A 25,985-nucleotide genomic window follows, 5' to 3' on the forward strand; every position below is an offset into this window, starting at 1 on the left:
CGGGCGGTTGCAAAACCTGCGGCCAGCGTCTGGGGGATCAAACCGGCCGCAGATTATCGGGTTCAGGCTTTGGCCGGGTTTACTTGTTAAGACCCATGGCACGCGCACCGCCCATGCCGGCAATCATCGCGACCACAAAAATAATTGTGTCTGTATGGCCGAAGGCCAGTGCACTGAGTGCTGGACCCGGGCAATACCCAACCAGTCCCCAACCGGTACCAAACAACAGGCCACCAACAACCAGTTTGGTGGTGATGGCACGGTTGCTCGGCAGGCTCATCTCGCCGCCACAGACCGCCTCGGTCCGGTTCTTTGCAAACTGGAAGATCGGAATGGCAACCGCCAGTCCACCGCCCATGACGAACGCAAGGCTCGGATCCCAACCCCCATCGGCAATCGCCCAGATATCAAGAAAGCCCAGAACCTTTTGCGGGTCGATCATGGCCGAAATGTAAAGGCCAAAGCCGAAAATCGTGCCGCAAATCAGGGAAACAATTATCCGCATTACATGCCTCCCATCAGATGGCGGGTGACAAGAACTGTGACGAAGCCTGCTGCCATAAATGACAGGGTCGCGACCAGCGATCGCAGCGAGAACCGCGACAGGCCGCAAATGCCATGACCACTGGTGCAACCGCTACCAATCGTAGTGCCAAGACCAACCAGAAGACCGGCAATGATGATGACCGGGAATGAGCTTGTCACAACACTCTGGGCTTCGATCTCGGTTGCGTTCATCAGGATGAACGGACCAACAATCAGCCCGATGATAAAGGCCAGCCGTTCAAAAACAGCAGAACCACCCTTGGTCGGGGTCAACAGACCGCCAAGAATGCCGCTAATCCCGGCAATTCTCCCATTGAGCAAAAGATAAAGGCCAGAGGCCAGACCAATAAGTCCACCGCCAATCAGGGCGGAAATCGGAGTGAAGTTTTCCATCATTCAATCCATCAAAATCAGAATTTATATTAATGTATGATAATTAATTGATTTTATCAATGGTTCAGTGGAAATTTGTGCCAAATTTCTTTGTGGAAACCGTTGCTAAAATCGATGCAGCCGCACGCGAAAGCGCCCAAATATCGGTCAACACCATGTTTGCATTGGTTTTCGATTCCCGAAAACATATAAGGTTTTGATTTTTCAATATTTTATCTATCTTGCAAAACACCGAAAATAGGAAGATATAGCAGTATCTTTGGTTGTGGTTTCGGCGTGTTGCCCAAACCCCCTTTTCGGATTTCATGCATGAGCAAAGATCGTCTGTCCGCCAGTCGGCGTCTTGATGTCGCATTGGCGCTGGTATCACAGGGTGACTACACCGCTGCGATTGACGTGGCGCGTGCCGCATTGGCGGCTGATAGTGACTGGGACGAAGCCCATTTTACGCTGGGCGACATCTATGAACGTGCTGGTGAAACCGAAAACGCCGTTGAGGCTTTCCGTCAATATCTGATGCTCGATCCCAAGGACCGCATGGGGGCAGAGGTCCGCCTGACATTGCTTGGTGCGGCTGCTCTTCGTGATCGCTTGCCGCCCGATTATGTGCGGGCCTTGTTTGACGATTATGCCCCACGGTTTGAAATCAGCCTGCGGGATCGACTGGCCTATCGCGGACCGGAACTTTTGTTTGAAGCCATCCGGACTCACCTGCCGGAGATGTTGCGCCCGATGGATGTGCTTGATCTTGGCTGTGGTACCGGGCTTGTGGGCGAAGTGTTCGCTGGTCATGTTGATGCGATTGATGGCATCGACCTGTCGCCGCGCATGATCAACCGTGCACGCGCCAAGGGGCTTTATCGCACCCTTGTCGCTGGCGATATCACCGATATGCCCGCTGACATCGGAACGGATTACAGCGTTGTCATCGCGGCGGACGTTCTGAACTATCTTGGCGATCTGGTGCCAGCCCTTCGCGCTGCCCATGATCGGATGAAGCCCGGCGGGTTGCTGGTATTCACGCTCGAGCATGGTGATAACTTCCCGTTCGATCTCGGTCCCGGGCAACGCTTCCGCCATCACCAGCGCGCGATCAGCGAATGGCTGGTCGAGTGTGGCTTTAACGTTCTTTCAGACACTTTGGGTGTTCTGCGTCAGGAAAAGGGTAATCCGGTCGAAGGTCGGGTCATCGTCGCGCGTGCAAGTGATGCATTGGCGCTAATGGCGGGCGATCTGATCATTCCGGGCGATCCCGATCAGGCCTCGGGTCAAACCCTTCACTGAGATGTCGTTGCGAACTGCTTAATGCAGAACACCCCGTAGCCTGTGGCTGCGGGGTGTTTTTATGTGCCATTGATCAGGTCTTAGGCCGGTGTGCCGCGAATGACCGCCACCTCGTGATAAAGCGGCACATTCGGATCATCATTGATCATTTCCTGGGCCTTGGTGGCCGAAAGCGGCTGATTTCCTTCCGGGTCGCCATAGAATTTGCAAACAAGCTGCTTTTCATATTCGGTCCCGTTCAGCGCCTTTTCCAGTGATACGAAAAACGAAATATCCGTTCCGGAATGTTGCAGAACGATCTTTGATGCGATCTTTTCGGGTTTGTAGCCGTTGGCCTCAAAGCATTCGCAAATAATCTCGGTGCCAATGCGGCAACCGAAATTCATCACCAGTTCGGCCTTTGGCGCGTGTTCGCGAATACGGCGCATCAGCGCCTCGTTCAGGCCAAGCCCTACCGAGTTGTAGGGATATTGGTCAAACAGGCTCCAGGGATAATAATGGGCGATATGGTCTTCGGCCTCGTCACCGGCCCCTTCGGCCAGTTCGATGGACTGGGCTTCGCGAAAGGCTGTCAGGCGTTCATCGCTGGGCTCCCCGACCTGTGGGATGCAGGCAATCACCACATCGGTCTTGGCAATTTTTTCACGCGCCTCATCGGTATCGACAAGGCTGACACTGCCATGGACCGGTTTGAAATGTTTGGCATGTTCGGGGGAAAGGATTTTGATGTTGCGCTCTGCCAGAACGACAAGGCGGGGGTCAAGGTCGCTGCCGTAAACGCGTTTGGCGCCGCAGCTTTGCAAGATAAAGGCGACATTGATGCCAGTACCTACACCGACCTCGTAAACGGTTTTGCCTTTCAGATCAGCGCGTGCAAGGCCGTCCTGGAATGTTTGTGTCCAGGGATCATCGGGATCAAAGGCAAAATCTGGTGTTTCGGGATCACTGGCGTATGGGCTGGATGTCTCGCTGCTCTCTTCTAGCATAGTGCTTCCTGTTTTCTTGCGCATCAGCCGGTCGCGGGACCCTGCAGGCATGGCAAAAAGCGCCATAGAATCCGGTGACAAGGCAACCGGATGGAATTGGCGCGACAAGCCCGTATAAACGGTACCGGGATCGACAAGCCAGTGCCGATGCGCAGCGTTTTATCTTATTCTTGACGCGGTCAGGTGAGCGCGACGTGACGCCATACAGGCATCATGAACGGGAAGATTGCCGGCAATGGCACCGGCATGGGCAGGGCAAAAGCGCCCCTCAGTTTACGGCGGCAAACTGTTTTGCGTCGCTGGCCAGCTGAACGTCTTGGGCAAGCGGGCCAAGCGAAACTGCCAGACTTTCACAATTGCAGTCCGCGCCGACCAGAACATTGAGTGGGGATGTGCTGTCTTCACGGCCCACCAACGCCTGCATGATCCGCAGAAGAGTTGGTGCCGGGGACAAACCGTTGCAATCAATTGTGTTCGATACTTGCATGTCGTCTTCTCCTTGTCTGGCAAGCAGGAGCTTCGGCACACCGCCGGGGACGGTTAAGGATGCCGCAGCATGACGTGTTCCCGATGCCCGCCAAGATCTGCGGGCAACCTGATAGAAACACTCTCGACCTTTGCGCGATCCCAGCATCAAGCCACCACGCGGTGGCATCATCGGAATGACAGAAGGCCCGATCCAAAGACCCGTTCTGTCAGCTGGGCGGTCATAAGGGTCAACTTTTGCAATTAACCCGTTTTGGTCATCAAACTCGTTTCGCATCGCGACTGTCGCGCATCAGCACAAGTTATGATTTTCAATGCGTTGGGATTGGGTGCGCCATCAAAGTGGCTTTCTCCGAACCCCGACCAAAACACACCGGAAAATTCTCCGGCCCGACCTTGTTGAATTCAATCGTAGCAGTCGGCAGGTGGGTGTCAAGGAAGGATTTGATTATCTTTTGCGCAATTGGTCGAACAGATTAAATTTTAATCACAAATATCCCTCGTTCCCGCCCGGGGATTTGGACGTGTTGAGTGATGGGTCCAGAAATATCAAAACCAGCAAGTATTTACCGCGCTTGCGAAGGGGCGGAATGCGCGCTTCCGGTGTGATGTCCTAGTCGCGGAAACCGGGGTCCAGACGGTCGGCAAGGCGCATTTGTGCGTCCCACTCCAGGGCAACATCACCGTCGTCATAGGCCATCTGGCTGAACTGTTCGGAAACACGTTTTATCACCGCATCATCAATCTTCCGAAGGGGGCTTCCCATCGCCAGCGTAGATTCCTGAATCTCGCACGCCCGGTTCAGATAAAACATGTTTGAAAACATCTGCCCGGCAGTTGCCCCCACGGTCAAAAGACCATGATTGCGCAGGATCAACGCGATGTTGGCGCCAAGCGCTTCAACGATTCTTTCGCGTTCCTCAAGATCAAGCGCGATGCCCTCATAATCGTGATAGCCGATCTGGCCATAATACTGCAGGGCGATCTGATTAAGCGGCATCAGACCTTCTTCAAGGCAGGAAACGGCAAACCCTGATCGTGTATGGGTGTGCATCACCCATGCGGCATCATGGCGACCGATATGTACGGCACTGTGGATGGTGAAGCCTGCCGGGTTCACCCGATAGGGACTGTGCGCAACCTTGTTGCCGTCGACATCGATCTTCACCAGCGAGGAGGCGGTAATTTCCTCCCACATCAGGCCATAGGGATTGATCAGAAAATGCCCCGGTTCACCCGGTACCCGGGCCGAAATGTGGGTATAGATCGTGTCGGTCATTCTGTAATGCGCCGCCAGCCGGTAACAGGCGGCAAGTTCGATGCGGCACTGCTTTTCGCCGTCGCTGATTTGTGGATCATTCATGACGCTGGTCTCGGCGTCCTTCTGTGTCGCGATATGCATGCCGACCTCCATTGATCTGATCAAACGGCTTTACTCTTTGATATACACTTGTTTAACTGAGGATGAAACCAAAGCGCAAATTTTCTTGGGCAGGCGCCCGTAAATTGGCTGCGCCAACAGGGAGCAGCAGCGCAAAAGAAGATGATGTAAGGGGCTTTGACTGATGGCGGTGGCGGAACCGATTTACGGTGTTCTTCTCAGCGATGCGATGGATCTCAAAAGCTATTATTCGCTTGATTTTGGCGATGCGGCGCCCGATGTCCGCCTGCTTAACCCTGATGAAGTCACCAACCCCGATCTTATCCGTTTTGCGGTGTGCTGGCTGCCGGGCCCGGCGGCGTTTTCGCCTTATCCCAATATTGAAATGGCGATGTCGGTCGGGGCCGGCGTGGATGCTTTGCTGAAACATCCGGGCTTGAATGATGACGTCGCGATCTGTCGTGTGCGCGACCCCAATCAGGCGGACCTGATGGCGGGCTATGCAGTGCATGAAGTTGTTCATGTTGAACGCGGCTTTGCCAGTATGCAGCAAAGTCAGGCCAGCGCCGAATGGGCCCCGCCTGCGATCCGGCCACCGCGTGATCTCAAGGTCGCCGTGCTTGGCCATGGCTCCATGGGGGCATCTGTTGTCAAAGCCTTGGCTGCCTGTGGGTTTAGTGTTTCGGTTGCCTGCCGCCGCGATCCAGAGGATCCCGTCGAGGGTGTTCGCTATTTCACCGGTGACGGCTCGGTTCTGCAATCGGTGGCCGGTCAGGATGTGGTGATCAATGTCCTGCCCCTGACGGCCAAGACCGAGAATATCCTGAATGCAGCGCTGTTTTCAAAACTGGCCAAGGGCGCCTGGCTGATTCAGATCGGACGCGGCGAACATCTGGACGAGGATGACTTTATTACCGCTCTTGATCGTGGGCAACTCAGTGGCGCGACCCTTGATGTGTTTCGCACCGAACCGTTGCCGTCTGATCATCCGTTCTGGGCCGATCCGCGCCTGCGCATCACCCCGCATATCGCCAGTGATACAACGCCGCGCATTGTCGCTGAACAAGCCCTGCAATCGGCGCGTGAACTGCATGCAGGCAAACCGCTCAGTCTTGCTGTCAGCCGCGGTCAGGGCTACTGAGCGGTCCGCTCAACATACCTGCACCCGATTGCACGCTTGAAACCCGATAAAAATTATTCAATTGTATAACAATGAGCCGAAAAACATTTCAACGCCTGTCGCTTGATGTCCGCCGCCGCAGTTTGATCGAGGCGACGCTAACCTGCATTGCCCGTGACGGGCTGCATGGAGCATCGGTGCGCCGGATCACTGAAGAAGCCGGGGTGACCGTCGGGCTGGTGCGCCATTATTTCGGCAGCAAGGATGACATGGTCCGCACTGCCTATGCCTATCTGGTGGGCCAGCTGACGGCACAGGCCAGTGAAAGCGCACGTGCGACCGAAGCCACGCCAGAGGCCAAGCTGGCAAGTTTCCTGCGCGCCAATCTGACCAAGCCGAACATGGACGAAGAAACCGTCTCGCTTTGGGCGACCTTCATCGGCCGGGTGCGTCATGATCCGGACTTTGCCGAGATTCATCGTGATGGCTATCGCGAGTTTCTCAATGTCCTTGAAACCCTGATCGAGCCTGTCCTGATTTATCATGGCTGCCCGCACAGTGTGGCGATTTGTCGCAACCATGCGATTGCACTCAATGGCCTGATTGATGGGCTGTGGATGGAAGGGGCGCTGAATTCCGGCTTGTATGCGCAGGATATCCTGCCCGATCTGATTACCGGTGCCGCCGAACGCCTGCTTGAATTGCCCGCCGGGGCGTTGTCCGCACCCGATATTGCCCTTCAATCGGCACGCCACCAGACACACCCCGAACAACAAAGTAAGCCGTCATGAGATATGCCAAGATTACCGACCGTCTTGCCGAACTGGGCGGGGCGAAGTGGGCCGTTCATAACACTGCCCGTGATCGCGAGGCCCACGGTACCAAGATCATCGAACTGACAATTGGCGAGCCCGACATCCCTGTCGACCCGGCCCTGATTGACGCCTGCGAAGCCTCCATGCGGCGTGGTCGCACCCATTATTCCAATGGTCGGGGCGAAGTCGGGCTGCTTGATGCGCTGGTGGAAAAATACAAACCCGTCTGGCCGGACGTTACGCCGGAAAACATCCTGTGTTTTCCCGGCACGCAGACCGCCCTTTATACCGTGATGACGGCGCTGGTGGATGCCGGGCAGGGGGTGCTGGTCGGTGATCCCTATTACGCGACCTATGCCGGGGTGATCCGCGCATCCGGGGCGGAATTGCAATCCGTTCCGCTGTCGATCGAGCACGGCTTTATCATGCAGCCGGGTGACCTGCGCGCCGCCATCACCAAGGACAGCCGTGTGTTGCTGCTTAACACGCCACACAATCCATCTGGCGCGCTGCTGGATCGCGCAACACTGGTCGAACTTGGCAAGAACGCCATCGAACATGATCTGTGGATTGTCTGTGACGAGGTCTATGAGGATCTGGTGTTTGAAGGCACCTTTGCCTCCCCGCTTGAAATCGAAGAGCTGCGTGATCGCACCATCGTCACATCCTCGATCTCGAAAACCTTCGCTGCCACCGGTTTTCGCAGTGGCTGGGCGGTTGGGCCTGCGGAACTTTGCACCAAGGTCCTGCCGATTTCCGAAACCATCCTGTTTGGCAATCAGCCCTTCATTGCCGATGCGACCGAGGTGGCACTGCGCGGCAATTTCGATACCGCCAAACGCATGTGCAAAAGCTACGCCGCGCGCGTCGATATGATCGAAACCGAACTTGCCGGATGCACCGTCCTGAAACCGGGCAAGGTATCCGGCGGGATGTTTGCCATGATTGATGTCGGGGCGACCGGCATGAACGGCGAAGAATTCGCATGGGCGCTTTTGGATGATCAAAACGTCGCCGTCATGCCAGGTGCATCCTTTGGCGAAAACGCCAAGAACCTGATCCGTGTGGCCCTTACGGTCCCTGACGAGGAACTCCGCGAAGCCATCAAACGCATCCGGGCCTTTGCCGAGAAGTCGGCATAAAGGCCCGGCTTTGGGCGTTTGTTACGCCTTGGGCATATCACCCCGGATAATATAGGCCAGTGCCGCAACCACCTGTTCGGGTTCGCGGGCAACACCATTGGCCGCACCATCGACTTCCTTAAGCGCATGATCGTGCTCGGCCGGATGCAGTGTAATATACGGAATGCCAAGGGCGGCCGCGTAACCGGCATCAAAGGCCGCGTTCCACTGCTTGTATTTCTCGCCAAAGCGAATAACGGCAAGGTCGGACTGTGACAGCAGGGTCTTGGTGCGCATGGCGTTCAGCTGCGCGCCCTTGCGGTCATGCCAGAACTTGTTTTCTTCTGCGCCAAACACGGCAACGCCGCAATCATCAGAATCTTCATGCACGGTAATCGGGGCAACCAGATCGACCGGAAGGCCGGCTTCCGCAACACCCGCCTCGATACGCTCGCGCCAGTCGCTGTGAATTTCGCCCGATAAATAGACGGTCCAGACTTTGCTCATCTTTCTCTCCCTTGGTGGTCGTTATGATGGGGTATGTCAGACCCTAAAACGACAAAACCCGTCGCCAAAGGCAACGGGTTTTGAATGGTGGAGCCGATCAGGATCGAACTGACGACCTCTACAATGCCATTGTAGCGCTCTCCCAACTGAGCTACGGCCCCACTTTGTCCGCGACGCAGTCTGATGAAACAGGCTCTGCGGCGCGGCGCATATTTAGAAGGTTCGCCAAATGTTGGCAAGACCCTTTTTCAAAATTTCTTAGCGATCGTCGTCGTCTGATTCGACATGCTCATAGACTTCGCCAAGATCATCATCGTCTTCGCCAAGATCAGAAGCATCTTCGAGAATATCGTCGTCGATATCGGTATCGACATCATCGTCAAGATCGGTGACGTCATCGACGTCTTCGTCTTCTTCCGGTGCCGGTTTTGCAACCGCGGATTTCTTGACCTTTGTCACCCCGTCCGGCGTTTTGCATTTCGGGCAGACAACCGGGGTACGGTTCAGGTCGTAATACTTGGTACCACAGGCGAGGCAGTGACGTTTCTTACCGCGTGCTGACATTACGGCAAATCCTCTTAATTACCGTTATCAATTAAGAAAAAGACTTTGTGTCGCAAAAGCGCAGCAAGGCTACGCACAGCGTCTTGTCCGAGAGGCCCAATTGCCATCTTGCGAGCACCTTGTCAAAAGGAAATTGCGCGTTTTTCCCTTTGGCAAGGCGATGGGACAAATCTGCCGCACATTCGTGCAATTTCCTACACCGAATTTCGGGTTCGATACTGGTGCCTGCCAACCGCTTGTGCTAGAGCATTGGTCCCCTGATTGAAAGGCCCGCGCGCGCCTGAAAACATGGCCGCAGCGCAGTGCAATTTCAATCAGCCTTTTGTTGATGATAAAACAGTGACTGGCAGGTACGAGCCCATGAGTTCTTCGCAAACCAAACGTCCGCTTTCCTCGGCCAAGGCCAGGCCGCTTTCGGGCGATATCCGGGTTCCGGGTGACAAGTCTATTTCTCATCGCTCCCTGATGTTTGGTGGTCTTGCAATCGGTACAACCAAGGTTACCGGCCTTTTGGAAGGCGAAGACGTTCTGGCAACGGCGGACGCCATGCGCAAACTGGGGGCCACTGTCACCCGCGATGAAGATGGCACCTGGCATGTCACCGGGGTTGGCGTGGGGGCGCTGCGTGAACCCGATAGCGTGATTGACATGGGCAATGCCGGTACCGGTATTCGCCTGATGGCCGGCATTGTTGCCACCCATCCGATCACGACCTTCTTCACCGGCGACGCGTCGCTGTGCAAACGTCCGATGGGCCGTGTTGCCGATCCGTTGTCCGAATTTGGCGCGCAATTCATCACCCGTGATCGCGGTCGTCCGCCAATGGCGGTGATTGGCACCGATGAAGCCAAACCGGTGACCTATACCCTGCCAATGGCATCAGCCCAGGTGAAATCGGCCGTGATGCTGGCCGGTCTGAACACAACGGGCACCACCACGGTGATCGAACCCAAACCATCGCGTGATCATACCGAACGCATGCTGCGCCACTTTGGCGTTGATGTGGATGTGAAGGTCAATGACGACGGTGGCCGCACCGTAAGCCTGACCGGCCCGGTCGAAATGAAGGCTGCGGATATTGTTGTGCCGACCGATCCAAGTTCGGCGGCCTTCCCGATGGTGGCGGCCCTGATCAATCCGGATTCCCGCGTCACCATTCGTGATGTCTGCCTGAACCCGCTGCGCACCGGCCTGATCACCACCCTGATTGAAATGGGCGGTGACATCACGATCACCAACGAGCGCGAAGAAGCCGGTGAAACCATCGGCGATCTGGTGGTGACCGGCAAGAACCGCCTCAAGGGCATTGTCGTTCCGGCCGAACGCGCCCCATCCATGATTGATGAATACCCGGTTCTCGCCGTGGCTGCGGCCTATGCCGAGGGTGAAACGCGTATGTGTGATCTTGAAGAATTGCGCGTGAAGGAGTCGGATCGTTTGGCGGCGGTGGCGGCTGGTCTTGAAGCCAATGGCGTCATTCACCGGATCGAAGGCGATGATCTGATTGTCACTGGCGGTGTGGTGCCGGGCGGTGGCATGGTGGAAACCCATCTTGATCATCGCATCGCGATGTCGTTCCTGGTTTTGGGGCTTGGCGCGGAAAATCCGGTTGCGGTCGATGATGCCAACCCGATTGCCACGAGCTTCCCGAACTTCGAAACCCTGATGGCGGACATGGGCGCGAAATTTGCGCTGCATTCTTGATCGGGCCCACCAATATATAAGTCACCATTCGGGACTTATGGATGCACCAGATATAATCACAGGGAGTGACCCATATGATCATCGCCATTGATGGGCCGGCCGCGTCCGGCAAGGGGACCTTGGCACGTCGAGTCGCAGAAGCAATGGACTATGCCTATCTCGATACCGGCCTGCTGTATCGTGCGACCGGTGCGAAAGTTCTGGCCGAAAATGGCGACCCTGCTGATGAAGCCGCCGCCGTGGCCGCAGCCGAAAATCTGAGCGCGTCCGACCTCGAAGGTGAGGCCCTTCGCAGCGAGGAAGTCGGGACCGCGGCCTCAAAAGTTGCAGCGATTCCAAGGGTTCGCGAGGTGTTGCTTGATTTTCAGCGCACCCTTGCCACCACCCCGCCAGGCGGTAAACGCGGTGCTGTATTGGATGGTCGTGACATCGGAACGGTCGTCTGTCCGGAAGCACCGATCAAGTTTTACCTAACAGCCAGTGTCGAAGAACGTGCAAACCGTCGGTTCAAACAGTTGCAGGAAAAAAATCCCGCTGCTATATACGAGCGCGTTCTTAAAGAGCTTGAAGAACGGGATGCCCGAGACAGTGCTCGCGATGTCGCACCGCTCAAGATGGCAGATGACGCAATCCATATTGATACGGACCGTCTGAATGCCAACGCAGTGTTCGATGCCGTCATGGCACATATCCATACCCATATGGGTGCGGATGACTGATCAAAAGGCGTTTTAACCGTCAGGCGTTGAACGATCCCGAGGTACCGGTCCTTTGGCCTGTTCCTAAGGTGAACGACTTGTGCGTTCACCTTTTCGTGTATGGAAGGTTCGCCTTCACATGCGTTCGGGCTCGAACACTGAATGACAAATCGCCGCGATTTTGCGGCAAAGACCACCGGACACAACCGGTTGGCCAGAATATAGTGACGATACTCGAAAGGAAGTCTGGTTTATGACCACCGCTGAAGAAGCACAATTCTCGACTGGCGAAGATTTTGCCGCCCTGCTGGCTGAAACCCTTGGTTCTGAAGACGAAGGTTTTGTTGGCCGCGTAATGACCGGTTCGGTCGTTAAAAAAACTGACGATGATGCCATCGTCGATGTCGGCCTGAAATCCGAAGGCCGCGTTCCGCTTAAAGAATTTGGCGCAGGCGAAGTAAACATTGGCGATACCGTTGATGTTTATGTCGACCGCTATGAAAACAAGGATGGCCTGATCGTCCTGTCGCGCGAAAAAGCGCGCCGCGAAGAAGCTTGGGTTGAGCTGGAAAAACAGTTCTCCGAAGGCAAACGCGTCGACGGCACCATCTTTGGTCGTGTTAAAGGCGGCTTCACTGTTGACCTGTCGGGCGCAGTTGCGTTCCTTCCGGGTTCCCAGGTTGATATCCGTCCGGTTCGTGACGTCACCCCGCTGATGAACAACCCGCAGCCGTTCCAGATCCTGAAAATGGATCGTTCGCGCGGCAACATCGTTGTTTCGCGTCGTGCCGTTCTCGAAGAGACCCGTGCAGAACAGCGTGCTGAACTGATCCAGAACCTTCAGGAAGGTCAGATCCTTGACGGCGTCGTCAAAAACATCACCGATTACGGCGCGTTCGTCGATCTCGGTGGCGTTGATGGCCTGCTGCACGTTACCGACATTGCTTGGAAACGTATCAACCATCCGTCCGAAGCACTCCAGATCGGCCAGACTGTTAAAGTCCAGGTTATCCGTTTCAACAGCGAAACCCAGCGTATCTCGCTTGGCATGAAGCAGCTTGAAGCTGATCCGTGGGAAGGTGTCGAAGCCAAATACCCGGTCGGTTCGAAATTCGAAGGTCGTGTCACCAACATCACCGATTACGGCGCATTCGTCGAACTCGAAGCTGGTGTCGAAGGCCTGGTCCACGTTTCCGAAATGTCCTGGACCAAGAAAAACATCCACCCGGGCAAAATCGTTTCGACCTCGCAGGAAGTCGAAGTCATGGTGCTCGACGTCGATGCCCAGAAACGCCGTATCTCGCTTGGTCTCAAGCAGTGCACCTCGAACCCGTGGGATGCCTTCCTGGCAGCTCATCCGGTCGAGTCCGAGATCGAAGGCGAAGTCAAGAACATCACCGAATTCGGTCTGTTCATTGGCCTCATGGGCGGTATCGACGGTATGGCTCACCTCTCGGACCTGTCATGGGACCGCGCTGGTGAAGAAGTCATCAAAGAATACAAAAAAGGCGACATCGTCAAAGCCAAGGTTCTTGACGTTGACGTTGAAAAAGAACGCATCTCGCTCGGCATCAAACAGCTGTCTGGTGATCCGTTCAAAGACGCCGTTGTCGGCATCAAACGTGGCGACGCTGTAACCTGTGAAGTTACCGAAGTTAACGACGGTGGCATCGAGGTTTCGGTTGGCGACACCGAACTCAAAGGCTTCATCCGTAAAGCTGAGCTGGCGCGTGAGCGTTCTGAACAGCGTCCGGAACGTTTTGCAGTTGGTGAAAAAGTCGACGCACGCGTTACTGCAATCGACTCCAAAACCCGCAAGGTTTCCCTCTCTGTCAAAGCTCTTGAAGTTGCTGACGAGAAGAAAGCAATGGCGGATTACGGTTCGGCAGACAGCGGCGCATCGCTCGGCGACATCCTCGGCGAAGCTCTGCGCAAGAAACAGGAAGGCGGCGAATAAGCCACCCTCCGACGAAATACGCTCTGCAGTCTTGCAGAACGAAAAGACGGGTCGCGCATTGCGCGGCCCGTTTTCTTTTGTCCGGATTCCAGTCTGGCAAACTGATGCGCGGTGGATGGCCGATATATCCGCCCAATGCCCGGCGGCCCTGTAAAGGGCGCCAAATTGTATATCATCTGCTTTTTGCGGCTGAATTTTAGCCCGACTCTGCCGATATCGGCATTTTTCGCGAAAATTTTGATTTTAAACGCTTTTTGTTCTTGCCTTCCGGGTCGATAAAAACCATTTGAAGAGACGGGTTTGAGCGATCACACTCGTCTAAGTATTTGATTGAACAATTGGAAACGGACACGCCGATGGCACTTGATGCCGATATCCTGCTGGATCGACGCCGCTTGAAAAAATCTATCTTTCGCTGGCGTGTGGTGGCGGTGATTGCCGTAATCGCGGTGATCGTGATCGGCTTGTCTGGCACGGGTGTTAAGGACAGTGTTCTGGGCGGACTTGGGCCGCGCATTGTTGAAGTCACCATCGAAGGTGTGATCACCGAAGACCCTTATCTTCTTGATGCGCTAAGCGCGATTGAAGAAGACAGCGACGTTGTCGGCGTGATTGTCCATATTAACAGCCCGGGTGGCACCATGGTTGGTGGCGAAACGCTGTTTGAGGCGCTGCGCCGTATCGGTGAAACCAGGCCAATCGTTGCCGAGATGGGGACTGTTGCGGCGTCCGGCGGTTACATGACCGCGATTGCCGCCGACCACATCATTGCCCGCCGTGGGACAATCACCGGCTCGATCGGGGTGATTTTCCAGTCGATGAATTTCAATGGAACGCTTGAAAAGCTTGGTGTTGAACCGCTGACGGTGAAAAGCGGTCCGCTTAAAGCTGCACCCAATCCGTTCGAACCTGTTGATGATGTTGCAAAATCGGCCATGCAGGGCCTGATTTCAGACATGTTTGACGTGTTTGTTGAAATGGTTGCGACCCGCCGCGATATGTCGGTCGAAACAGTTACGACTCTTGCCGATGGCCGCGTTTATACCGGACAGCAGGCTGTTGCCAACGGATTGATTGATGAAATTGGAGGCCGTCGTGAAGCCTTGCGCTGGCTCGAAGAGGAAGCCGGTATCACGACGGATGCACAGGTAGTGCCGCTTGAAATCGAATACCCGGAAGACGATTTGATGAGTGCTGTTCTTGAGGGAAGCCTTGGAAAAGTGCTGTCATCTGAGGGGCTTAAACTTGACGGTTTGCTGACGGTCTGGCAACCTGAGTGAGAGCTTCTTTAAGACATAATCTAATCCGTGGTTGAGTGAGACTGTCAGCACCAACAGGATGGGGCCTGGAAATGACAAAATCTGAATTGATTGCCCGCCTTGCGGAGATGAACCCGCATCTCTATCAGCGCGACGTTGAGCGGATTGTCGCCACGATCTTTGACGAGATCACAGACGCGCTTGCGCGCGGCGACCGGGTCGAGCTTCGCGGCTTTGGCGCATTTTCCGTAAAACAGCGTGAGGCCCGCGTCGGCCGCAATCCGCGTACAGGGGATGCGGTTCCTGTCGGTGAGAAAAAGGTTCCCTATTTCAAAACCGGCAAACAGCTTCGCGAACGTTTGAACTGATTCCTGCCTGATTTGTTTTGACCGGCAATCGGGCCTGCGCCACCCGCAGCCCGCCCGATACGACCAGCATGCAACACACAAAAACTGTGTGACTGTTGCCATGGCTTTTGTCCGGTTCTTGCCCCATACTGATCAGAACATTGATCAAACGAGACCTGCTGCCGGGTTTTGAACCATCCTGTTTTCGGGATGGTTCAGGCACCGGCACAAGGAGCTAGGTAATGCGCTTCCTTTACTGGATTATTTCCATCCCGCTTGCCGTACTGATTGCGGTGTTTGCAGTTTCCAACCGGGCATTGGTCACGATTTCGCTTTGGCCCTTGCCGTTTGAAATCGACTTGCCGCTGTTCCTGCCGATCATGATTGCGTTGTTGATCGGACTTGGGATCGGCTTTGCCTTTGAATGGTTGCTGCAAGGCAAGCACCGTCGTGCCGCACGGCGCATGGATAGCGAACTCAAGCGCATCAAGACGGATGACACTACGCCATCCACCACAAATACAGATCAAAAGGCCATCGGCCAAAGCTGATCAAGTCAAAGGGCTCCGTTTCGGGGCCCTTTTGCTTTTTGCTGCATGGCGCCAATGTCTGTTCGAGAGCCGATTTGACATTGGCCTTTGTGGCCAAATCGGCTAAGCCATGTCCGGTCCGCTATGAAATTTGCTGCGAAAAGCTGGGCCATGACCCATTGCCAGCCTGCCGGAGGACCCCATGACCCAGACCCTTGCCGCCAAAGACCGCATCTATTGCGCGATTGATACCACCGATCTTGATCATGCAATCAATCTGGCATCGAAGCTGTCGGGTGTTATCGGCGGTGCCAAGCTTGGCAAGGAATTCTTCGCAGCCCACGGGCCACAAGGGGTCAGGGCGGTTGCCAAAACGGGCATGCCGATCTTTCTCGATGTCAAATATCACGATATTCCCAACACGGTGGCCGGTGCCATTCGCGCTGTCACGCCATTGGGTGTCAGGATCGTCAATGTCCATGCCGCCGGTGGTTTGGAGATGATGAAACGTGCCGGTGATGCGGCGCGCGAAGCCGCCGACAAAGCGGGCGTTGATGTACCGTGGGTGATTGCCGTAACCATCCTGACCAGTATGGACCAGGGCGATCTTGATGATGTCGGCCTCAAGGGCCCGATTGAAGATCGCGTGGTCAAGCTGGCGGAACTGACCCAAAAGGCCGGTCTGGACGGTGTTGTCTGTTCCGCACAGGAAATCACGCCGGTGCGTAAGGCACTTGGCCCGGACTTCAAGCTGATCACCCCGGGTATTCGCCCAAGCTGGGCGGCAAGTGATGATCAGAAACGCATCGTTACCCCGGCCGATGCCGTCGCCATGGGAAGTGACGTTCTTGTGATTGGTCGACCGATCACCAAAGCCGAAGATCCGGTTGCTGCGGCGCAAAAAATCGTCGCTGAACTTTCCTGATCCACGATCCTCAATCTCTGCCTGTGCTGCATCATGCCTGTGCCTTGCTGTAATGCAGGCAAGACAGGCTGCCATGCAAATTTCGCGATGGATTTGTTCACCGCATTATCTCAGAATTGAATCGTTTCAAAATTTGCTGCATGATGCATATCTCGCAGCTGCACAAAACGTTGGCCGCGTCACCCGCGCCCCCGCGTCACCTGCGCTAAAGTTAATCTGGATATTCTGACATGACAGATACCGTCACCCGCCCCGGATTTTTCGGGAATTTGCCGATTCTGGCCCTCGCCCTTGCGTCATTCGCGATCGGCACCACCGAGTTTGTCATCATGGGGCTTCTGCCCGATGTGGCGCTTGATCTTGGTGTGAGCATTCCCGATGCCGGACTGCTGGTGACGGGTTATGCACTCGGTGTGACTTTTGGCGCGCCGTTTCTGGCGATTGCCACCGCGCGCATGGACCGTCGACGGGCATTGCTGCTGCTGATTTCGATCTTCATTCTCGGCAACTTCCTGTGTGCGATTGCCCCTGATTACTGGCTGTTGATGGCGGCCCGTGTGGTCACTGCATTTTGCCATGGTGCGTTCTTCGGGCTGGGGGCTGTTGTCGCCTCAAACCTTGTCGCGCCACATAAACGGGTTCAGGCGATTGCCCTGATGTTTTCCGGTCTGACGCTGGCCAATGTGCTGGGCGTGCCGTTTGGCACCGCCCTTGGTCAGGAACTTGGCTGGCGTTCGACCTTCTGGGCGGTTGTGGCAATCGGTGTTATTGCCGCCAGCGCGCTTTATGTTGCCCTGCCACGCCAGATTGCCGCATCGACGGGCAGTCTATGGCTTGAAGCCAAGTCTCTGGGCAAAAAACAGGTTCTGCTGGCGATGCTGATTTCGGTTCTGGCCTCGGCCAGCTTGTTCAGTGTCTTTACCTATATCACCCCGATGCTTCAGGAAATCACCGGCATTACCCCGCGTCAGGTAACCTATGTGTTGCTGCTGTTCGGGGTTGGCTTGACGGTAGGCAACTATATCGGCGGGCGTTTGGGTGACTGGCGTTTGATGCCCGCCATCATCATGGCCTTTGCCTTGCTGATTGCGATTCTTGCCCTGTTCACCGAAACGCTGACGTCGGTCATTCCGGCAGTCGCAACCGTGATGCTGTGGGGCGTGGTGGCCTTTGCACTGGTGTCCCCGCTTCAGATGCGGGTGGTGAACGAGGCATCCGATGCGCCAAACCTTGCCTCAACCCTTAATCAGGGTGCCTTTAACCTCGGCAATGCGGCGGGCGCATGGTTTGGCGGTATTGCCATCACCCAGGGCGTTTCCTATCAGCATATCCCGTGGCTGGGAGCCGGAATTGCGGTTCTGGCCCTGTTGGCAACGGTCTGGAGCCATTTGCTTGATCGCCGCGACGAAGTCCTTGTCGAAAACGGCGCCAGCGCCTGAGTAAAACAAAACCCGTCAGACTTACGCTTGACGGGTTTTTCTTTGACCGGTCGATAAGTCGTCGAGCTCAGCTTACCCAGTGGCGGATCTGATCCCAGCTTTGGCTGATGGTGGTCCCATACTGATCAATGATCAGCTTGATCGAAATCGCGATCGAGGTAACGACCAGAAGCGGCCTTACCAAACGTGCACCGACCTTCATCACCATATGTGATCCGATCTGTGCGCCGATCAATGCGCCAACGGCCATCACCCCGCCAACAATCCAGACAACCTCACCCCCGGCGATAAACATCACTAAGGATGCAAAGTTCGAGGTGAAATTCAGAACCTTGGTATGGGCGGTTGCCTTGGTCATGTTGAAACCAAGCAGGGCAACAAAGGCGATGGAAAAGAACGATCCGGTGCCCGGTCCAAAGAAGCCGTCATAGAACCCGATGCCAAACCCGGCGGTGAACGCAAAGGTCGCTTTGCCAATCATCTGATGGGCATCAATGTCACCCACACGCGGCGAAAACAGGAAATAAAGCGCAATCAGGATCAAAAGCCCCGGCAGGATGGTCATCAGAATACCGGGATCAAGCATCTGCACCAGAACCGTACCGAGTGCTGATCCGGCAAAGGTCAGAACAATCGCCAAAACCATATGGCGCGGATCAACATGCCCCTTGCGAATGAAATTAAGCGATGCACTGAAACTGCCAAAACTGCCTTGCAACTTGTTGGTCGCCAATGCCTGGGCCGGCGTGACACCCGCCCACAACAGGGCCGGGATGGTAATCAACCCACCGCCGCCTGCAATCGCATCGACAAAACCGGCAAGGGTGGCAACCGCAAACAGGATCACTAAAAGATCAAAACCAAATTCCATCTGGTCGCTTTCAAATTGGGGCGCGACCGCACAACTGGGGGCGATGCGGTCTGTCAAAACAGCGCACATCATATGGCTTTGCGTGCACGCGTCCAGTGGGATCGATTTCAGTCGTTGAATTGCGCGCAAGCCGTAGTCTAAAAGTCACACACCCTTGTTTATATGAGTTCCAGATATGCCCGAATTGCCAGAGGTCGAAACAGTCACCCGTGGTCTGACACCCGTCATGGAAGGACGGGTGGTCAATCATGTGGTGCAACGACGTGCGAACCTGCGCTTTCCCTTCCCGGAGAGGTTTGTTGATCGCATGGCCGGGCGCACCATCAATCAGCTGACCCGGCGGGCAAAATACATTCTGGGCTACCTTGATGACGGGCAGGTGCTGCTGATCCATCTTGGCATGTCTGGTCGCATGACCATTCACAATGATCCGACTGTCGAAGTGCCCGAAGCGGGCAAGCATGACCATGTCGATTTTGTCATGGCCGACGGGGCCGTTGTGCGGTTCAACGATCCGCGGCGCTTTGGTGTCATCACCCTGATCGCGGGCGACGAGGTCGCCAGTCACAAAATGCTGGCCGGTATCGGTCCCGAGCCGCTTGGCAATGCGTTTAATGCCGACGTGCTGGCGGCGGGAATCGCCAAACGGGCAAGCCCGATCAAGACCGTGCTGCTGGATCAGAAACTGGTGGCTGGTCTTGGCAATATCTATGTCTGCGAAGCCCTGTTCCGATCAGGCATCGCGCCGGACCGTCTGGCAAAGGATCTCAAACCCGGCGAAATCGAACGGCTGTATCGCGAAATCCGTCTGGTGCTGGAAGATGCGATTGCTGCCGGTGGTTCAAGCCTTAAGGACTACCGCCAAAGCAATGGCGAGCTTGGCTATTTCCAGCACAATTTCCGTGTCTATGGCCGCGAAGGCGAAACCTGCATCGCCGATGGCTGCGATAGCACCATCGCGCGTATTGTTCAGGCCGGCCGGTCGACCTTCTTCTGCCCAACCTGTCAGAAATAATATGGGCGGTGACCGTCTCTGAAAGTCGGGGAAGGTGTGGCGCCGATAACAGGTTCGGTTGCGGCCCGGGATCAAAATCGGTAAAACAGTATCAAATTATGGTTTCAGGCGAATCGGCCCGATAACCCCACAGCGACTCACATCCGGAGTCCCGCGGGCCGAACAGCGATAAAAGGATCACTTGCATGTCTTATGAAAACATCATCGCCGAGAAAAAGGGCAATGTCGGCCTGATCACGCTTAACCGTCCCAAGGCGCTCAATGCGCTTTGTGATGCGTTGATCAAGGATATCGGTGCTGCTCTTGATGATTTCGAATCCGATGAAGGCATCCGCGCCATCGTCATTACCGGGTCGGACCGCGCCTTTGCCGCCGGTGCCGACATCAAGGAAATGGCCGATTACGACTATATGGACGTTTATAAAAACGACTTCATCACCAAGGGCTGGACCCGCGTTGCAAGCTGCCGCAAGCCGACCATTGCCGCGGTCGCCGGATTCGCATTGGGTGGTGGCTGTGAAATGGCGATGATGTGCGACATCATGATTGCCGCCGACACCGCCAAGTTCGGTCAGCCGGAAATCACCATCGGCACCATTCCCGGTGCGGGCGGGACACAGCGCCTGACCCGTGCAGTTGGCAAGGCCAAGGCGATGGAAATGTGCCTGACCGGGCGCATGATGGATGCCGAAGAAGCCGAGCGTGCCGGACTGGTGGCGCGAATCGTCCCAGCCGACTCGCTGCTCGATGAAGCCATGCAACTGGCCGAAAAGATCGCCTCCTTCTCGGGCCCGGTGTCGATGAAGGTCAAGGAATCGGTCAACAAGGCCTATGAGATGACCCTGACCGAGGGCCTGATGTTCGAACGTCGTGAATTCCATTCGACCTTCGCACTCGAAGATCGCGCCGAAGGCATGAAAGCCTTTGGCGAGAAACGTAAGCCTGCCTTCAAGCACCGCTGATTGCGGGGTGATCAGGGCAAGTTGACCTCTGATTCCGTGCCTTCATATCTGCCTTGCGGCGCAAAAGAGTCCGAAGCCGCAGAAATTGAGGCATTATGGCGGTATCGGGGGTTGACGAGGGTTTCGGACAGAGCTATAAGCCGCGCTCCGAATTACGTAACATTTGTTTGAAGAGACAGGTTCGCAATGGCTCACCATAAATCGGCCAAGAAGCGCATTCGCCGCAACGCCGCACGTGCAGAAGTTAATGGTGCACGTATCGGTCGCATTCGTACCTTCGTTAAGAAGGTCGAGGCTGCGCTGAACACTGGCGATAAAGATGCTGCTCTGGCTGCGATGAAAATCGCTGAGCCGGAAATGGCGCGTGGCGCACAGCTTGGTGTTCTGCACAAGAACACCGTTGCTCGCAAGGTTTCGCGCCTGACCGCGCGTATCAAAGCGCTTTAATTTATCCCTTACGGGATGGCGAGTCGAAGGCCGCACCTCGGGTGCGGCCTTTTCGCTGCCCGGATTTCGCAGAATCACCTTTTGTTCCTTGGTTGCGCGGGTGCAAGAAACCGCAGAAAACAAGGGCCGTTTTGGTTGCGAAATCCTTTTAACGTTCTGTTAAAGATCGCCTTGCCTGATGTGGGTCACATCAGTACAGTGTTTGAACTTCGCAGGCCGCGCAAAGCGACCAGTGACGAAGAACTAAAAACAAAAGGCGCGAGTACACTTCCTGATTTTGTGGAAGGCCAACGTGTTGGTCACTGCGGTGATCAACGCGACACAGTATCGTTTTGTCTTTTGCGGTCTTTGTGGTGGTGAAATCGGGATATCGGGGAAAGGTTCTTACAGTGCAGCACGCCGTGAGGGACACACAATCGGCACTTGGCCAATCCAGCGGGGGGATTGCGGGTGACCAGCACGCAGCACTTGATGATCACGCAGTGGCAACCTGGCAAGTCGTACGTGAAAAGCTGCGCGCCGAATTTGGCGCAACAGCCTATCGCTATTGGCTGGAGCCCGTTGCCCTGATGGCAGTAGAAGCCGGCGTGGCCCGTTTGGGTGCACCGACTCGTGCCATGCGTGACTGGGTGACGCAGCACTACCTCGACCGTATCCAGAATTTCTGGCACGCCGAAGATTCCGATGTGCATTTCGTTGAAATCAATATCGTTTCGGGCGCGACTGCGCAGAACGATGCGTCTGCTTCGGGTTCTTCTTCGGCCAAATCGACATCGGCAAACGCCACGACCGCGCGTGCCAAATCCGCGCGCACTTCCCATTCGTCAGGCCATTCCCCAAGCCATTCGACGGAAAACAATACCGTGGTCAGTGCGCCGTCCCAGTCAAATGGATCGGGCCGCACCGCCATTGCCAGCATGTCTGATGACGGCATCTCGGCTGCTCTGGATCCGCGCTACACCTTTGATAACTTTGTGCTGGGCAAGCCAAACGAGTTCGCCTATGCCGCCGCCCGCCGTCTGGCAGAGGCCGAATCGGTGCCGTTCAACCCGCTGTTCCTCTATGGTGGCGTTGGTCTTGGTAAAACCCACCTGATGCATGCGATTGCCTGGCATATCCGCCGCACTCAGCCGCACCGCACGGTGATCTACCTGTCGGCCGAAAAATTCATGTATCGCTTTATTCGGGCGCTGCGCGACAAGAACACGGTCGATTTCAAGGACCAGTTCCGCTCGGTCGATGTGCTGATGGTTGATGATGTCCAGTTCATCTCGGGCAAGGATTCGACCCAGGAAGAATTCTTCCACACCTTCAACGCGCTGGTCGATCAGGGCCGTCAGATCATTGTGTCTGCGGATAAATCGCCATCCGATCTTGAAGATATCGAAGAACGCCTGCGTTCGCGTCTGGGCTCTGGCCTTGTGGCCGATATTCACGCCACCACCTACGAGCTCCGTCTGGGCATCCTGGAGGCCAAGGCCGAGCGTCAGGGTGTCGAACTGCCCCAGCGTGTTATGGAATTCCTTGCCCACAAGATCACCGCCAACGTGCGTGAGCTCGAAGGCGCGCTTAACCGCGTGATTGCGCATTCCCAGCTGGTCGGTCGCGAGATCGGGCTGGAAATGGTTCAGGACATCCTCCACGACGTTCTGCGCGCGTCCGAGCGCCGGGTTTCGATCGAGGAAATCCAGAAACGCGTGGCCGAGCATTTCAACATCAAGGTGTCCGACATGCATTCCGCCCGCCGTGCGCGTGCGGTTGCCCGTCCGCGTCAGGTGGCAATGTATCTGTCCAAGCAGCTCACCACCCACTCGTTGCCGGAAATTGGCCGCAAGTTTGGCGGTCGTGACCACACCACGGTGATGCATGCCGTGCGCAAGATCGAAGAACTGCACGGAACGGATCCGTCGCTCTGCGAAGATATCGATCTTCTGCGTCGGATGCTCGAAAGCTGATTGCACGCAAAAGCCTGTCGAAACGTCGTTGTTCAAGATGAAATCCGCCGCGTTTTCCGGCGGATTTTGTTTTTGAATCAGCTGGATTCTTAGCTGCAATTTTATCGCCGAAACTGCGAGTCGCACGGTTTGCGCCGCTTTGCGCGTTCGGGGCGTATTTTTGTCCGCCGACTCCTTTTATTTGCTTGGGTTTAGGCCGTAAAAATCCTTCGATTTCCATGCCAGCATGTTATAATGCGATTTCCGCACCCGAAAGGGTGTGGGTCAGGTAAGAAAACTGATTAAAAATCAATTTGTTAAACGAATACTGACAGACGGATAGGACGGGCATGAAGCTGACCATCGAACGCGCGGCGCTGTTGAAATCGCTGACCCATGTTCAAAGCGTTGTTGAACGACGTAACACCATTCCGATTCTGTCCAATATTTTGCTCCGGGCAGAGAATGATCGTCTTGCGCTGACCGCGACCGATATGGACCTCGAAGTCATCGAAACCACGACGGCCGAGGTGTCCGAACCGGGCGCGACCACGACCCCTGCCCATACGCTTTATGAAATCGTGCGCAAGCTGCCCGAAGGCTCCCAGGTGCAAATCTCGCTTGAGCCGGGTGCAGGCCGTCTGACCCTTTCTGCCGGTCGTTCGAAGTTCAATCTTGCCGTTCTGCCGGTTGATGATTTCCCGGTGATGTCCGGTGGCGACCTTCCGGTCAGCTTCGGCCTGGCTGCGGCCGAACTGCGTGGCCTGATTGACCGTGCCGAGTTCGCGATCTCGACCGAGGAAACCCGTTACTACCTCAACGGGATTTATTTCCATGCCACCGACGCCGAAGGCACCAAAATCCTGCGCGCGGTTGCAACCGATGGTCACCGTTTGGCGCGCGTCGAGGCGCCGCTGCCTGATGGTGCGGAAAACATGCCGGGCGTCATCGTGCCGCGCAAAACTGTTGGTGAACTGCGTAAACTGATCGAGGAAACCGGCGAAGCCGTCGATATCGCGCTGTCGGATACCAAAATCCGCTTTGGCTTCGGCGATGCGGTGCTGACCTCCAAGCTGATTGACGGTACCTTCCCGGATTACGAACGCGTGATCCCGTCGGGCAACGACAAGACCCTTGATATCGAATGCAAGGCATTTGCCGATGCGGTCGACCGTGTGTCGGCGATCTCGATTGAAAAATCGCGTGCGGTGAAGGTTGTTCTGTCGGGCAATACCCTGACTCTTTCGGCCTCCAGCCCCGAACACGGCACCGCGTCCGAGGAGCTTGAAATCAACTACGACGCCGAGGATATCGAAATCGGCTTTAACTCGCGCTATCTGCTCGACATCGCCAAGCAGGTAAAGGGCGATACGCTTAACCTTCTGATGTCGGACGGATCCAGCCCGACCATTCTGCGTGACACCGACGACCTTTCGGCATTGTACGTTCTGATGCCGATGCGTGTTTGACGGTTAGTACGATCAAGCTGTGGCTGCTCTTGCCAATAACCTCATGCCAAAAGACGGGGTGTCGATGACAAGCCGTCTTGCTGTTTCCCGCATCCAGCTCAGCGAGTTTCGCTGTTACGAAGGCCTGCGACTGTCGCTCGACAGCTCGCCGGTTGTGCTGACGGGGCCAAACGGGGCGGGCAAGACCAACCTGCTTGAGGCGGTCTCGCTTCTGGCACCGGGCGGTGGATTGCGCCGGGCCAAGCTGGGCGAAATCGCCCGAAGCACCCCGCCAACCGCCAACGGCGCACTCCGGGCCTGGGCCGTGGCCGCAGATGTCGATACGCCGGATGGGGCGTTTCAATTGGGCACCGGGCTTGATCCGGCCGCCCTCGAACAGGGTCGCGAACGCCGTGCTGTGCGCATCGATGGGCAGGCCCAGCGTGGTCAGGCGGCCTTGGGCCGGGTTTGTGCTGCGGTCTGGCTGACGCCGCAAATGGATCGTTTGTTCCTTGATGGTCCGTCGGCCCGCAGGCGCTTTCTGGATCGGCTGGTTTATGGCCTTGATCCCGATCACAGCAGCCGCGTTGCCGCCTATGAGCATTCACTGCGCTCACGCGCCAAGCTGCTTAAGGAAGGCAAGGCTGACGATAAATGGCTGACCTCGATCGAGGATTCGATGGTGCGCCATGGCATTGCGGTTGCGGTCGCACGTGCAGAATTGCTTGAACGGTTGCGCCGTGCCGGGACTATGGCGATCGGACCATTTCCGGCCGCCCGTCTGGCGCTGACCGGGGACCTTGAAGACTGGCTGGAAAACCTGCCGGCGGTCGAGGTCGAAGATAAAATGCGGGCCGCATTGCGCGACGGACGGTCACGTGATGCGACCTATGGCGGGGCGGTGGTCGGCCCGCAACGCAGTGATCTGCTGGTTTGGCACGATGCAAAGGGCCAGTCGGCGGATCAATGTTCCACCGGGGAACAAAAGGCGTTGTTGCTGTCGATCATTATGGCCAATACCCGCCTGCAGACAAAGGCACGCGGGGCTGGCCCGTTACTGTTGCTTGATGAAGTGGTTGCGCATCTCGATGCAGAACGCCGCAGCCACTTGTTTGATGAAATCGTGGCGCTTGGCGTCCAGGCCTGGATGACAGGCACGGACCGGGCGCTGTTTGAAGGTTTGGACGGTCGTGCGCAATTCTTCCGCGTGGAAGATGCCACACTGACCCTTGAAACCACTTAGTGA

Annotated in this window: 26 protein-coding genes and 1 tRNA gene; 18 read left to right on the forward strand and 9 right to left on the reverse strand. The window is 56.0% G+C overall.

From position 1 onward, the window contains the following. Positions 1-79 precede the first annotated feature (79 nt). Complete coding sequence (locus tag FHI25_RS06575; protein ID WP_210516139.1) at positions 80-505, reverse strand: DUF6691 family protein; 426 nt, start codon at positions 503-505, stop codon at positions 80-82. After that, entirely contained in the window at positions 505-939 is a 435-nt protein-coding gene (locus tag FHI25_RS06580) for a YeeE/YedE family protein (RefSeq protein WP_210516141.1), read from the reverse strand. The genes FHI25_RS06575 and FHI25_RS06580 overlap by 1 nt, the downstream gene beginning before the upstream one ends. Before the next feature lie 309 nt (positions 940-1,248). Between FHI25_RS06580 and FHI25_RS06585 the strand changes: the two genes are divergently transcribed. Further along, entirely contained in the window at positions 1,249-2,223 is a 975-nt protein-coding gene (locus tag FHI25_RS06585) for a methyltransferase domain-containing protein (RefSeq protein WP_064780332.1), read from the forward strand. Positions 2,224-2,303: 80 nt separating this feature from the next. Here the strand turns inward: FHI25_RS06585 and FHI25_RS06590 are convergent, their stop codons facing one another. From FHI25_RS06590 to FHI25_RS06600, 3 genes are all read right to left on the reverse strand, one after another. After that, complete coding sequence (locus tag FHI25_RS06590; RefSeq protein WP_210516143.1) at positions 2,304-3,209, reverse strand: 50S ribosomal protein L11 methyltransferase; 906 nt, start codon at positions 3,207-3,209, stop codon at positions 2,304-2,306. 268 nt (positions 3,210-3,477) lie between these two features. Then, positions 3,478-3,696 (reverse strand): hypothetical protein, encoded by a 219-nt coding sequence (locus FHI25_RS06595; protein WP_008888946.1) that lies wholly within the window; start codon positions 3,694-3,696, stop codon positions 3,478-3,480. A gap of 612 nt (positions 3,697-4,308) precedes the next feature. Beyond that, positions 4,309-5,097 (reverse strand): class II aldolase/adducin family protein, encoded by a 789-nt coding sequence (locus tag FHI25_RS06600; RefSeq protein ID WP_246878919.1) that lies wholly within the window; start codon positions 5,095-5,097, stop codon positions 4,309-4,311. 163 nt (positions 5,098-5,260) lie between these two features. Between FHI25_RS06600 and FHI25_RS06605 the strand changes: the two genes are divergently transcribed. The 3 genes from FHI25_RS06605 to FHI25_RS06615 all read left to right on the forward strand — a co-directional run bounded on the left by FHI25_RS06605 (position 5,261) and on the right by FHI25_RS06615 (position 8,153). Continuing rightward, entirely contained in the window at positions 5,261-6,217 is a 957-nt protein-coding gene (locus tag FHI25_RS06605) for an NAD(P)-dependent oxidoreductase (protein ID WP_210516144.1), read from the forward strand. Between the two features lie 71 nt (positions 6,218-6,288). Beyond that, the gene (locus FHI25_RS06610; RefSeq protein WP_210516146.1) at positions 6,289-6,987 is read left to right on the forward strand and encodes a TetR family transcriptional regulator C-terminal domain-containing protein; all 699 of its coding nucleotides are present in this window, start codon (positions 6,289-6,291) and stop codon (positions 6,985-6,987) included. After that, on the forward strand, positions 6,984-8,153 hold the full coding sequence (locus FHI25_RS06615; protein WP_210516148.1) for a pyridoxal phosphate-dependent aminotransferase: 1,170 nt from the start codon (positions 6,984-6,986) through the stop codon (positions 8,151-8,153). The genes FHI25_RS06610 and FHI25_RS06615 overlap by 4 nt, the downstream gene beginning before the upstream one ends. A gap of 21 nt (positions 8,154-8,174) precedes the next feature. On the opposite strand, the gene FHI25_RS06620 is transcribed toward FHI25_RS06615, so the two are convergent. The 3 genes from FHI25_RS06620 to FHI25_RS06630 all read right to left on the reverse strand — a co-directional run bounded on the left by FHI25_RS06620 (position 8,175) and on the right by FHI25_RS06630 (position 9,203). Further along, positions 8,175-8,639 carry a YtoQ family protein gene (locus FHI25_RS06620; RefSeq protein ID WP_210516150.1) on the reverse strand — a complete coding sequence of 155 codons (465 nt, stop codon included), beginning with the start codon at positions 8,637-8,639 and terminating at the stop codon, positions 8,175-8,177. 85 nt (positions 8,640-8,724) lie between these two features. Further along, positions 8,725-8,800 (reverse strand) — tRNA-Ala (locus FHI25_RS06625). A gap of 97 nt (positions 8,801-8,897) precedes the next feature. After that, positions 8,898-9,203, reverse strand: coding sequence for an FYDLN acid domain-containing protein (locus FHI25_RS06630; protein ID WP_008888952.1), 306 nt, complete (start codon positions 9,201-9,203; stop codon positions 8,898-8,900). A 360-nt stretch (positions 9,204-9,563) separates the two neighbouring features. On the opposite strand from FHI25_RS06630, the gene aroA reads away from it, so the two are divergent. The 8 genes from aroA (at position 9,564) to FHI25_RS06670 (ending at position 18,062) form a co-directional block, all read left to right on the forward strand. After that, positions 9,564-10,907 carry a 3-phosphoshikimate 1-carboxyvinyltransferase gene (gene aroA, locus FHI25_RS06635; RefSeq protein WP_210516152.1) on the forward strand — a complete coding sequence of 448 codons (1,344 nt, stop codon included), beginning with the start codon at positions 9,564-9,566 and terminating at the stop codon, positions 10,905-10,907. A gap of 74 nt (positions 10,908-10,981) precedes the next feature. After that, positions 10,982-11,626 (forward strand): (d)CMP kinase, encoded by a 645-nt coding sequence (cmk, locus tag FHI25_RS06640; RefSeq protein WP_063085978.1) that lies wholly within the window; start codon positions 10,982-10,984, stop codon positions 11,624-11,626. Between the two features lie 232 nt (positions 11,627-11,858). Further along, positions 11,859-13,562, forward strand: coding sequence for a 30S ribosomal protein S1 (rpsA, locus tag FHI25_RS06645; RefSeq protein WP_008888955.1), 1,704 nt, complete (start codon positions 11,859-11,861; stop codon positions 13,560-13,562). 356 nt (positions 13,563-13,918) lie between these two features. Beyond that, the gene (sppA, locus tag FHI25_RS06650) at positions 13,919-14,842 is read left to right on the forward strand and encodes a signal peptide peptidase SppA (protein ID WP_008888956.1); all 924 of its coding nucleotides are present in this window, start codon (positions 13,919-13,921) and stop codon (positions 14,840-14,842) included. A 71-nt stretch (positions 14,843-14,913) separates the two neighbouring features. Next, on the forward strand, positions 14,914-15,189 hold the full coding sequence (gene ihfB / locus FHI25_RS06655) for an integration host factor subunit beta (protein ID WP_008888957.1): 276 nt from the start codon (positions 14,914-14,916) through the stop codon (positions 15,187-15,189). A 221-nt stretch (positions 15,190-15,410) separates the two neighbouring features. Then, complete coding sequence (locus tag FHI25_RS06660) at positions 15,411-15,719, forward strand: LapA family protein (RefSeq protein WP_210516154.1); 309 nt, start codon at positions 15,411-15,413, stop codon at positions 15,717-15,719. A gap of 181 nt (positions 15,720-15,900) precedes the next feature. Then, a complete protein-coding gene (gene pyrF / locus FHI25_RS06665) occupies positions 15,901-16,623 on the forward strand; it encodes an orotidine-5'-phosphate decarboxylase (protein WP_120224633.1) in 723 nt (240 codons plus the stop codon). 230 nt (positions 16,624-16,853) lie between these two features. Next, on the forward strand, positions 16,854-18,062 hold the full coding sequence (locus tag FHI25_RS06670; RefSeq protein ID WP_210516156.1) for an MFS transporter: 1,209 nt from the start codon (positions 16,854-16,856) through the stop codon (positions 18,060-18,062). A 67-nt stretch (positions 18,063-18,129) separates the two neighbouring features. Here FHI25_RS06670 and FHI25_RS06675 read toward each other — a convergent pair whose 3' ends face one another. Beyond that, positions 18,130-18,933, reverse strand: coding sequence for a TSUP family transporter (locus FHI25_RS06675; RefSeq protein WP_210516158.1), 804 nt, complete (start codon positions 18,931-18,933; stop codon positions 18,130-18,132). Between the two features lie 175 nt (positions 18,934-19,108). On the opposite strand from FHI25_RS06675, the gene mutM reads away from it, so the two are divergent. From mutM to recF, 6 genes are all read left to right on the forward strand, one after another. Next, complete coding sequence (gene mutM / locus FHI25_RS06680; protein WP_210516160.1) at positions 19,109-19,948, forward strand: bifunctional DNA-formamidopyrimidine glycosylase/DNA-(apurinic or apyrimidinic site) lyase; 840 nt, start codon at positions 19,109-19,111, stop codon at positions 19,946-19,948. A gap of 185 nt (positions 19,949-20,133) precedes the next feature. Further along, complete coding sequence (locus tag FHI25_RS06685; RefSeq protein WP_210516162.1) at positions 20,134-20,910, forward strand: enoyl-CoA hydratase; 777 nt, start codon at positions 20,134-20,136, stop codon at positions 20,908-20,910. Positions 20,911-21,096: 186 nt separating this feature from the next. Then, on the forward strand, positions 21,097-21,357 hold the full coding sequence (gene rpsT / locus FHI25_RS06690) for a 30S ribosomal protein S20 (protein ID WP_008888964.1): 261 nt from the start codon (positions 21,097-21,099) through the stop codon (positions 21,355-21,357). Positions 21,358-21,746: 389 nt separating this feature from the next. Further along, positions 21,747-23,312: a chromosomal replication initiator protein DnaA gene (dnaA, locus tag FHI25_RS06695; protein WP_210516164.1), complete on the forward strand. Its 1,566-nt coding sequence runs from the start codon at positions 21,747-21,749 to the stop codon at positions 23,310-23,312. A 329-nt stretch (positions 23,313-23,641) separates the two neighbouring features. Continuing rightward, a complete protein-coding gene (dnaN, locus tag FHI25_RS06700) occupies positions 23,642-24,760 on the forward strand; it encodes a DNA polymerase III subunit beta (RefSeq protein ID WP_008888966.1) in 1,119 nt (372 codons plus the stop codon). A 64-nt stretch (positions 24,761-24,824) separates the two neighbouring features. Further along, positions 24,825-25,982, forward strand: a complete 1,158-nt coding sequence (gene recF, locus FHI25_RS06705; RefSeq protein ID WP_210516166.1) for a DNA replication/repair protein RecF — start codon at positions 24,825-24,827, stop codon at positions 25,980-25,982. Positions 25,983-25,985: the final 3 nt, after the last annotated feature.

Origin of the sequence: Thalassospira sp. ER-Se-21-Dark (assembly GCF_017922435.1) — a bacterium.
GTDB lineage: Bacteria > Pseudomonadota > Alphaproteobacteria > Rhodospirillales > Thalassospiraceae > Thalassospira.

Bases quoted from the DNA above. Each gene is read 5' to 3' on its own strand.
- FHI25_RS06575 (WP_210516139.1), bottom strand. From the start codon at position 505: ATGCGGATAATTGTTTCCCTGATTTGCGGCACGATTTTCGGCTTTGGC.
- FHI25_RS06580 (WP_210516141.1), bottom strand. From the start codon at position 939: ATGGAAAACTTCACTCCGATTTCCGCCCTGATTGGCGGTGGACTTATT.
- FHI25_RS06585 (WP_064780332.1), top strand. From the start codon at position 1,249: ATGAGCAAAGATCGTCTGTCCGCCAGTCGGCGTCTTGATGTCGCATTG.
- FHI25_RS06590 (WP_210516143.1), bottom strand. From the start codon at position 3,209: ATGCTAGAAGAGAGCAGCGAGACATCCAGCCCATACGCCAGTGATCCC.
- FHI25_RS06595 (WP_008888946.1), bottom strand. From the start codon at position 3,696: ATGCAAGTATCGAACACAATTGATTGCAACGGTTTGTCCCCGGCACCA.
- FHI25_RS06600 (WP_246878919.1), bottom strand. From the start codon at position 5,097: ATGCATATCGCGACACAGAAGGACGCCGAGACCAGCGTCATGAATGAT.
- FHI25_RS06605 (WP_210516144.1), top strand. From the start codon at position 5,261: ATGGCGGTGGCGGAACCGATTTACGGTGTTCTTCTCAGCGATGCGATG.
- FHI25_RS06610 (WP_210516146.1), top strand. From the start codon at position 6,289: ATGAGCCGAAAAACATTTCAACGCCTGTCGCTTGATGTCCGCCGCCGC.
- FHI25_RS06615 (WP_210516148.1), top strand. From the start codon at position 6,984: ATGAGATATGCCAAGATTACCGACCGTCTTGCCGAACTGGGCGGGGCG.
- FHI25_RS06620 (WP_210516150.1), bottom strand. From the start codon at position 8,639: ATGAGCAAAGTCTGGACCGTCTATTTATCGGGCGAAATTCACAGCGAC.
- FHI25_RS06630 (WP_008888952.1), bottom strand. From the start codon at position 9,203: ATGTCAGCACGCGGTAAGAAACGTCACTGCCTCGCCTGTGGTACCAAG.
- aroA (WP_210516152.1), top strand. From the start codon at position 9,564: ATGAGTTCTTCGCAAACCAAACGTCCGCTTTCCTCGGCCAAGGCCAGG.
- cmk (WP_063085978.1), top strand. From the start codon at position 10,982: ATGATCATCGCCATTGATGGGCCGGCCGCGTCCGGCAAGGGGACCTTG.
- rpsA (WP_008888955.1), top strand. From the start codon at position 11,859: ATGACCACCGCTGAAGAAGCACAATTCTCGACTGGCGAAGATTTTGCC.
- sppA (WP_008888956.1), top strand. From the start codon at position 13,919: ATGGCACTTGATGCCGATATCCTGCTGGATCGACGCCGCTTGAAAAAA.
- ihfB (WP_008888957.1), top strand. From the start codon at position 14,914: ATGACAAAATCTGAATTGATTGCCCGCCTTGCGGAGATGAACCCGCAT.
- FHI25_RS06660 (WP_210516154.1), top strand. From the start codon at position 15,411: ATGCGCTTCCTTTACTGGATTATTTCCATCCCGCTTGCCGTACTGATT.
- pyrF (WP_120224633.1), top strand. From the start codon at position 15,901: ATGACCCAGACCCTTGCCGCCAAAGACCGCATCTATTGCGCGATTGAT.
- FHI25_RS06670 (WP_210516156.1), top strand. From the start codon at position 16,854: ATGACAGATACCGTCACCCGCCCCGGATTTTTCGGGAATTTGCCGATT.
- FHI25_RS06675 (WP_210516158.1), bottom strand. From the start codon at position 18,933: ATGGAATTTGGTTTTGATCTTTTAGTGATCCTGTTTGCGGTTGCCACC.
- mutM (WP_210516160.1), top strand. From the start codon at position 19,109: ATGCCCGAATTGCCAGAGGTCGAAACAGTCACCCGTGGTCTGACACCC.
- FHI25_RS06685 (WP_210516162.1), top strand. From the start codon at position 20,134: ATGTCTTATGAAAACATCATCGCCGAGAAAAAGGGCAATGTCGGCCTG.
- rpsT (WP_008888964.1), top strand. From the start codon at position 21,097: ATGGCTCACCATAAATCGGCCAAGAAGCGCATTCGCCGCAACGCCGCA.
- dnaN (WP_008888966.1), top strand. From the start codon at position 23,642: ATGAAGCTGACCATCGAACGCGCGGCGCTGTTGAAATCGCTGACCCAT.
- recF (WP_210516166.1), top strand. From the start codon at position 24,825: ATGACAAGCCGTCTTGCTGTTTCCCGCATCCAGCTCAGCGAGTTTCGC.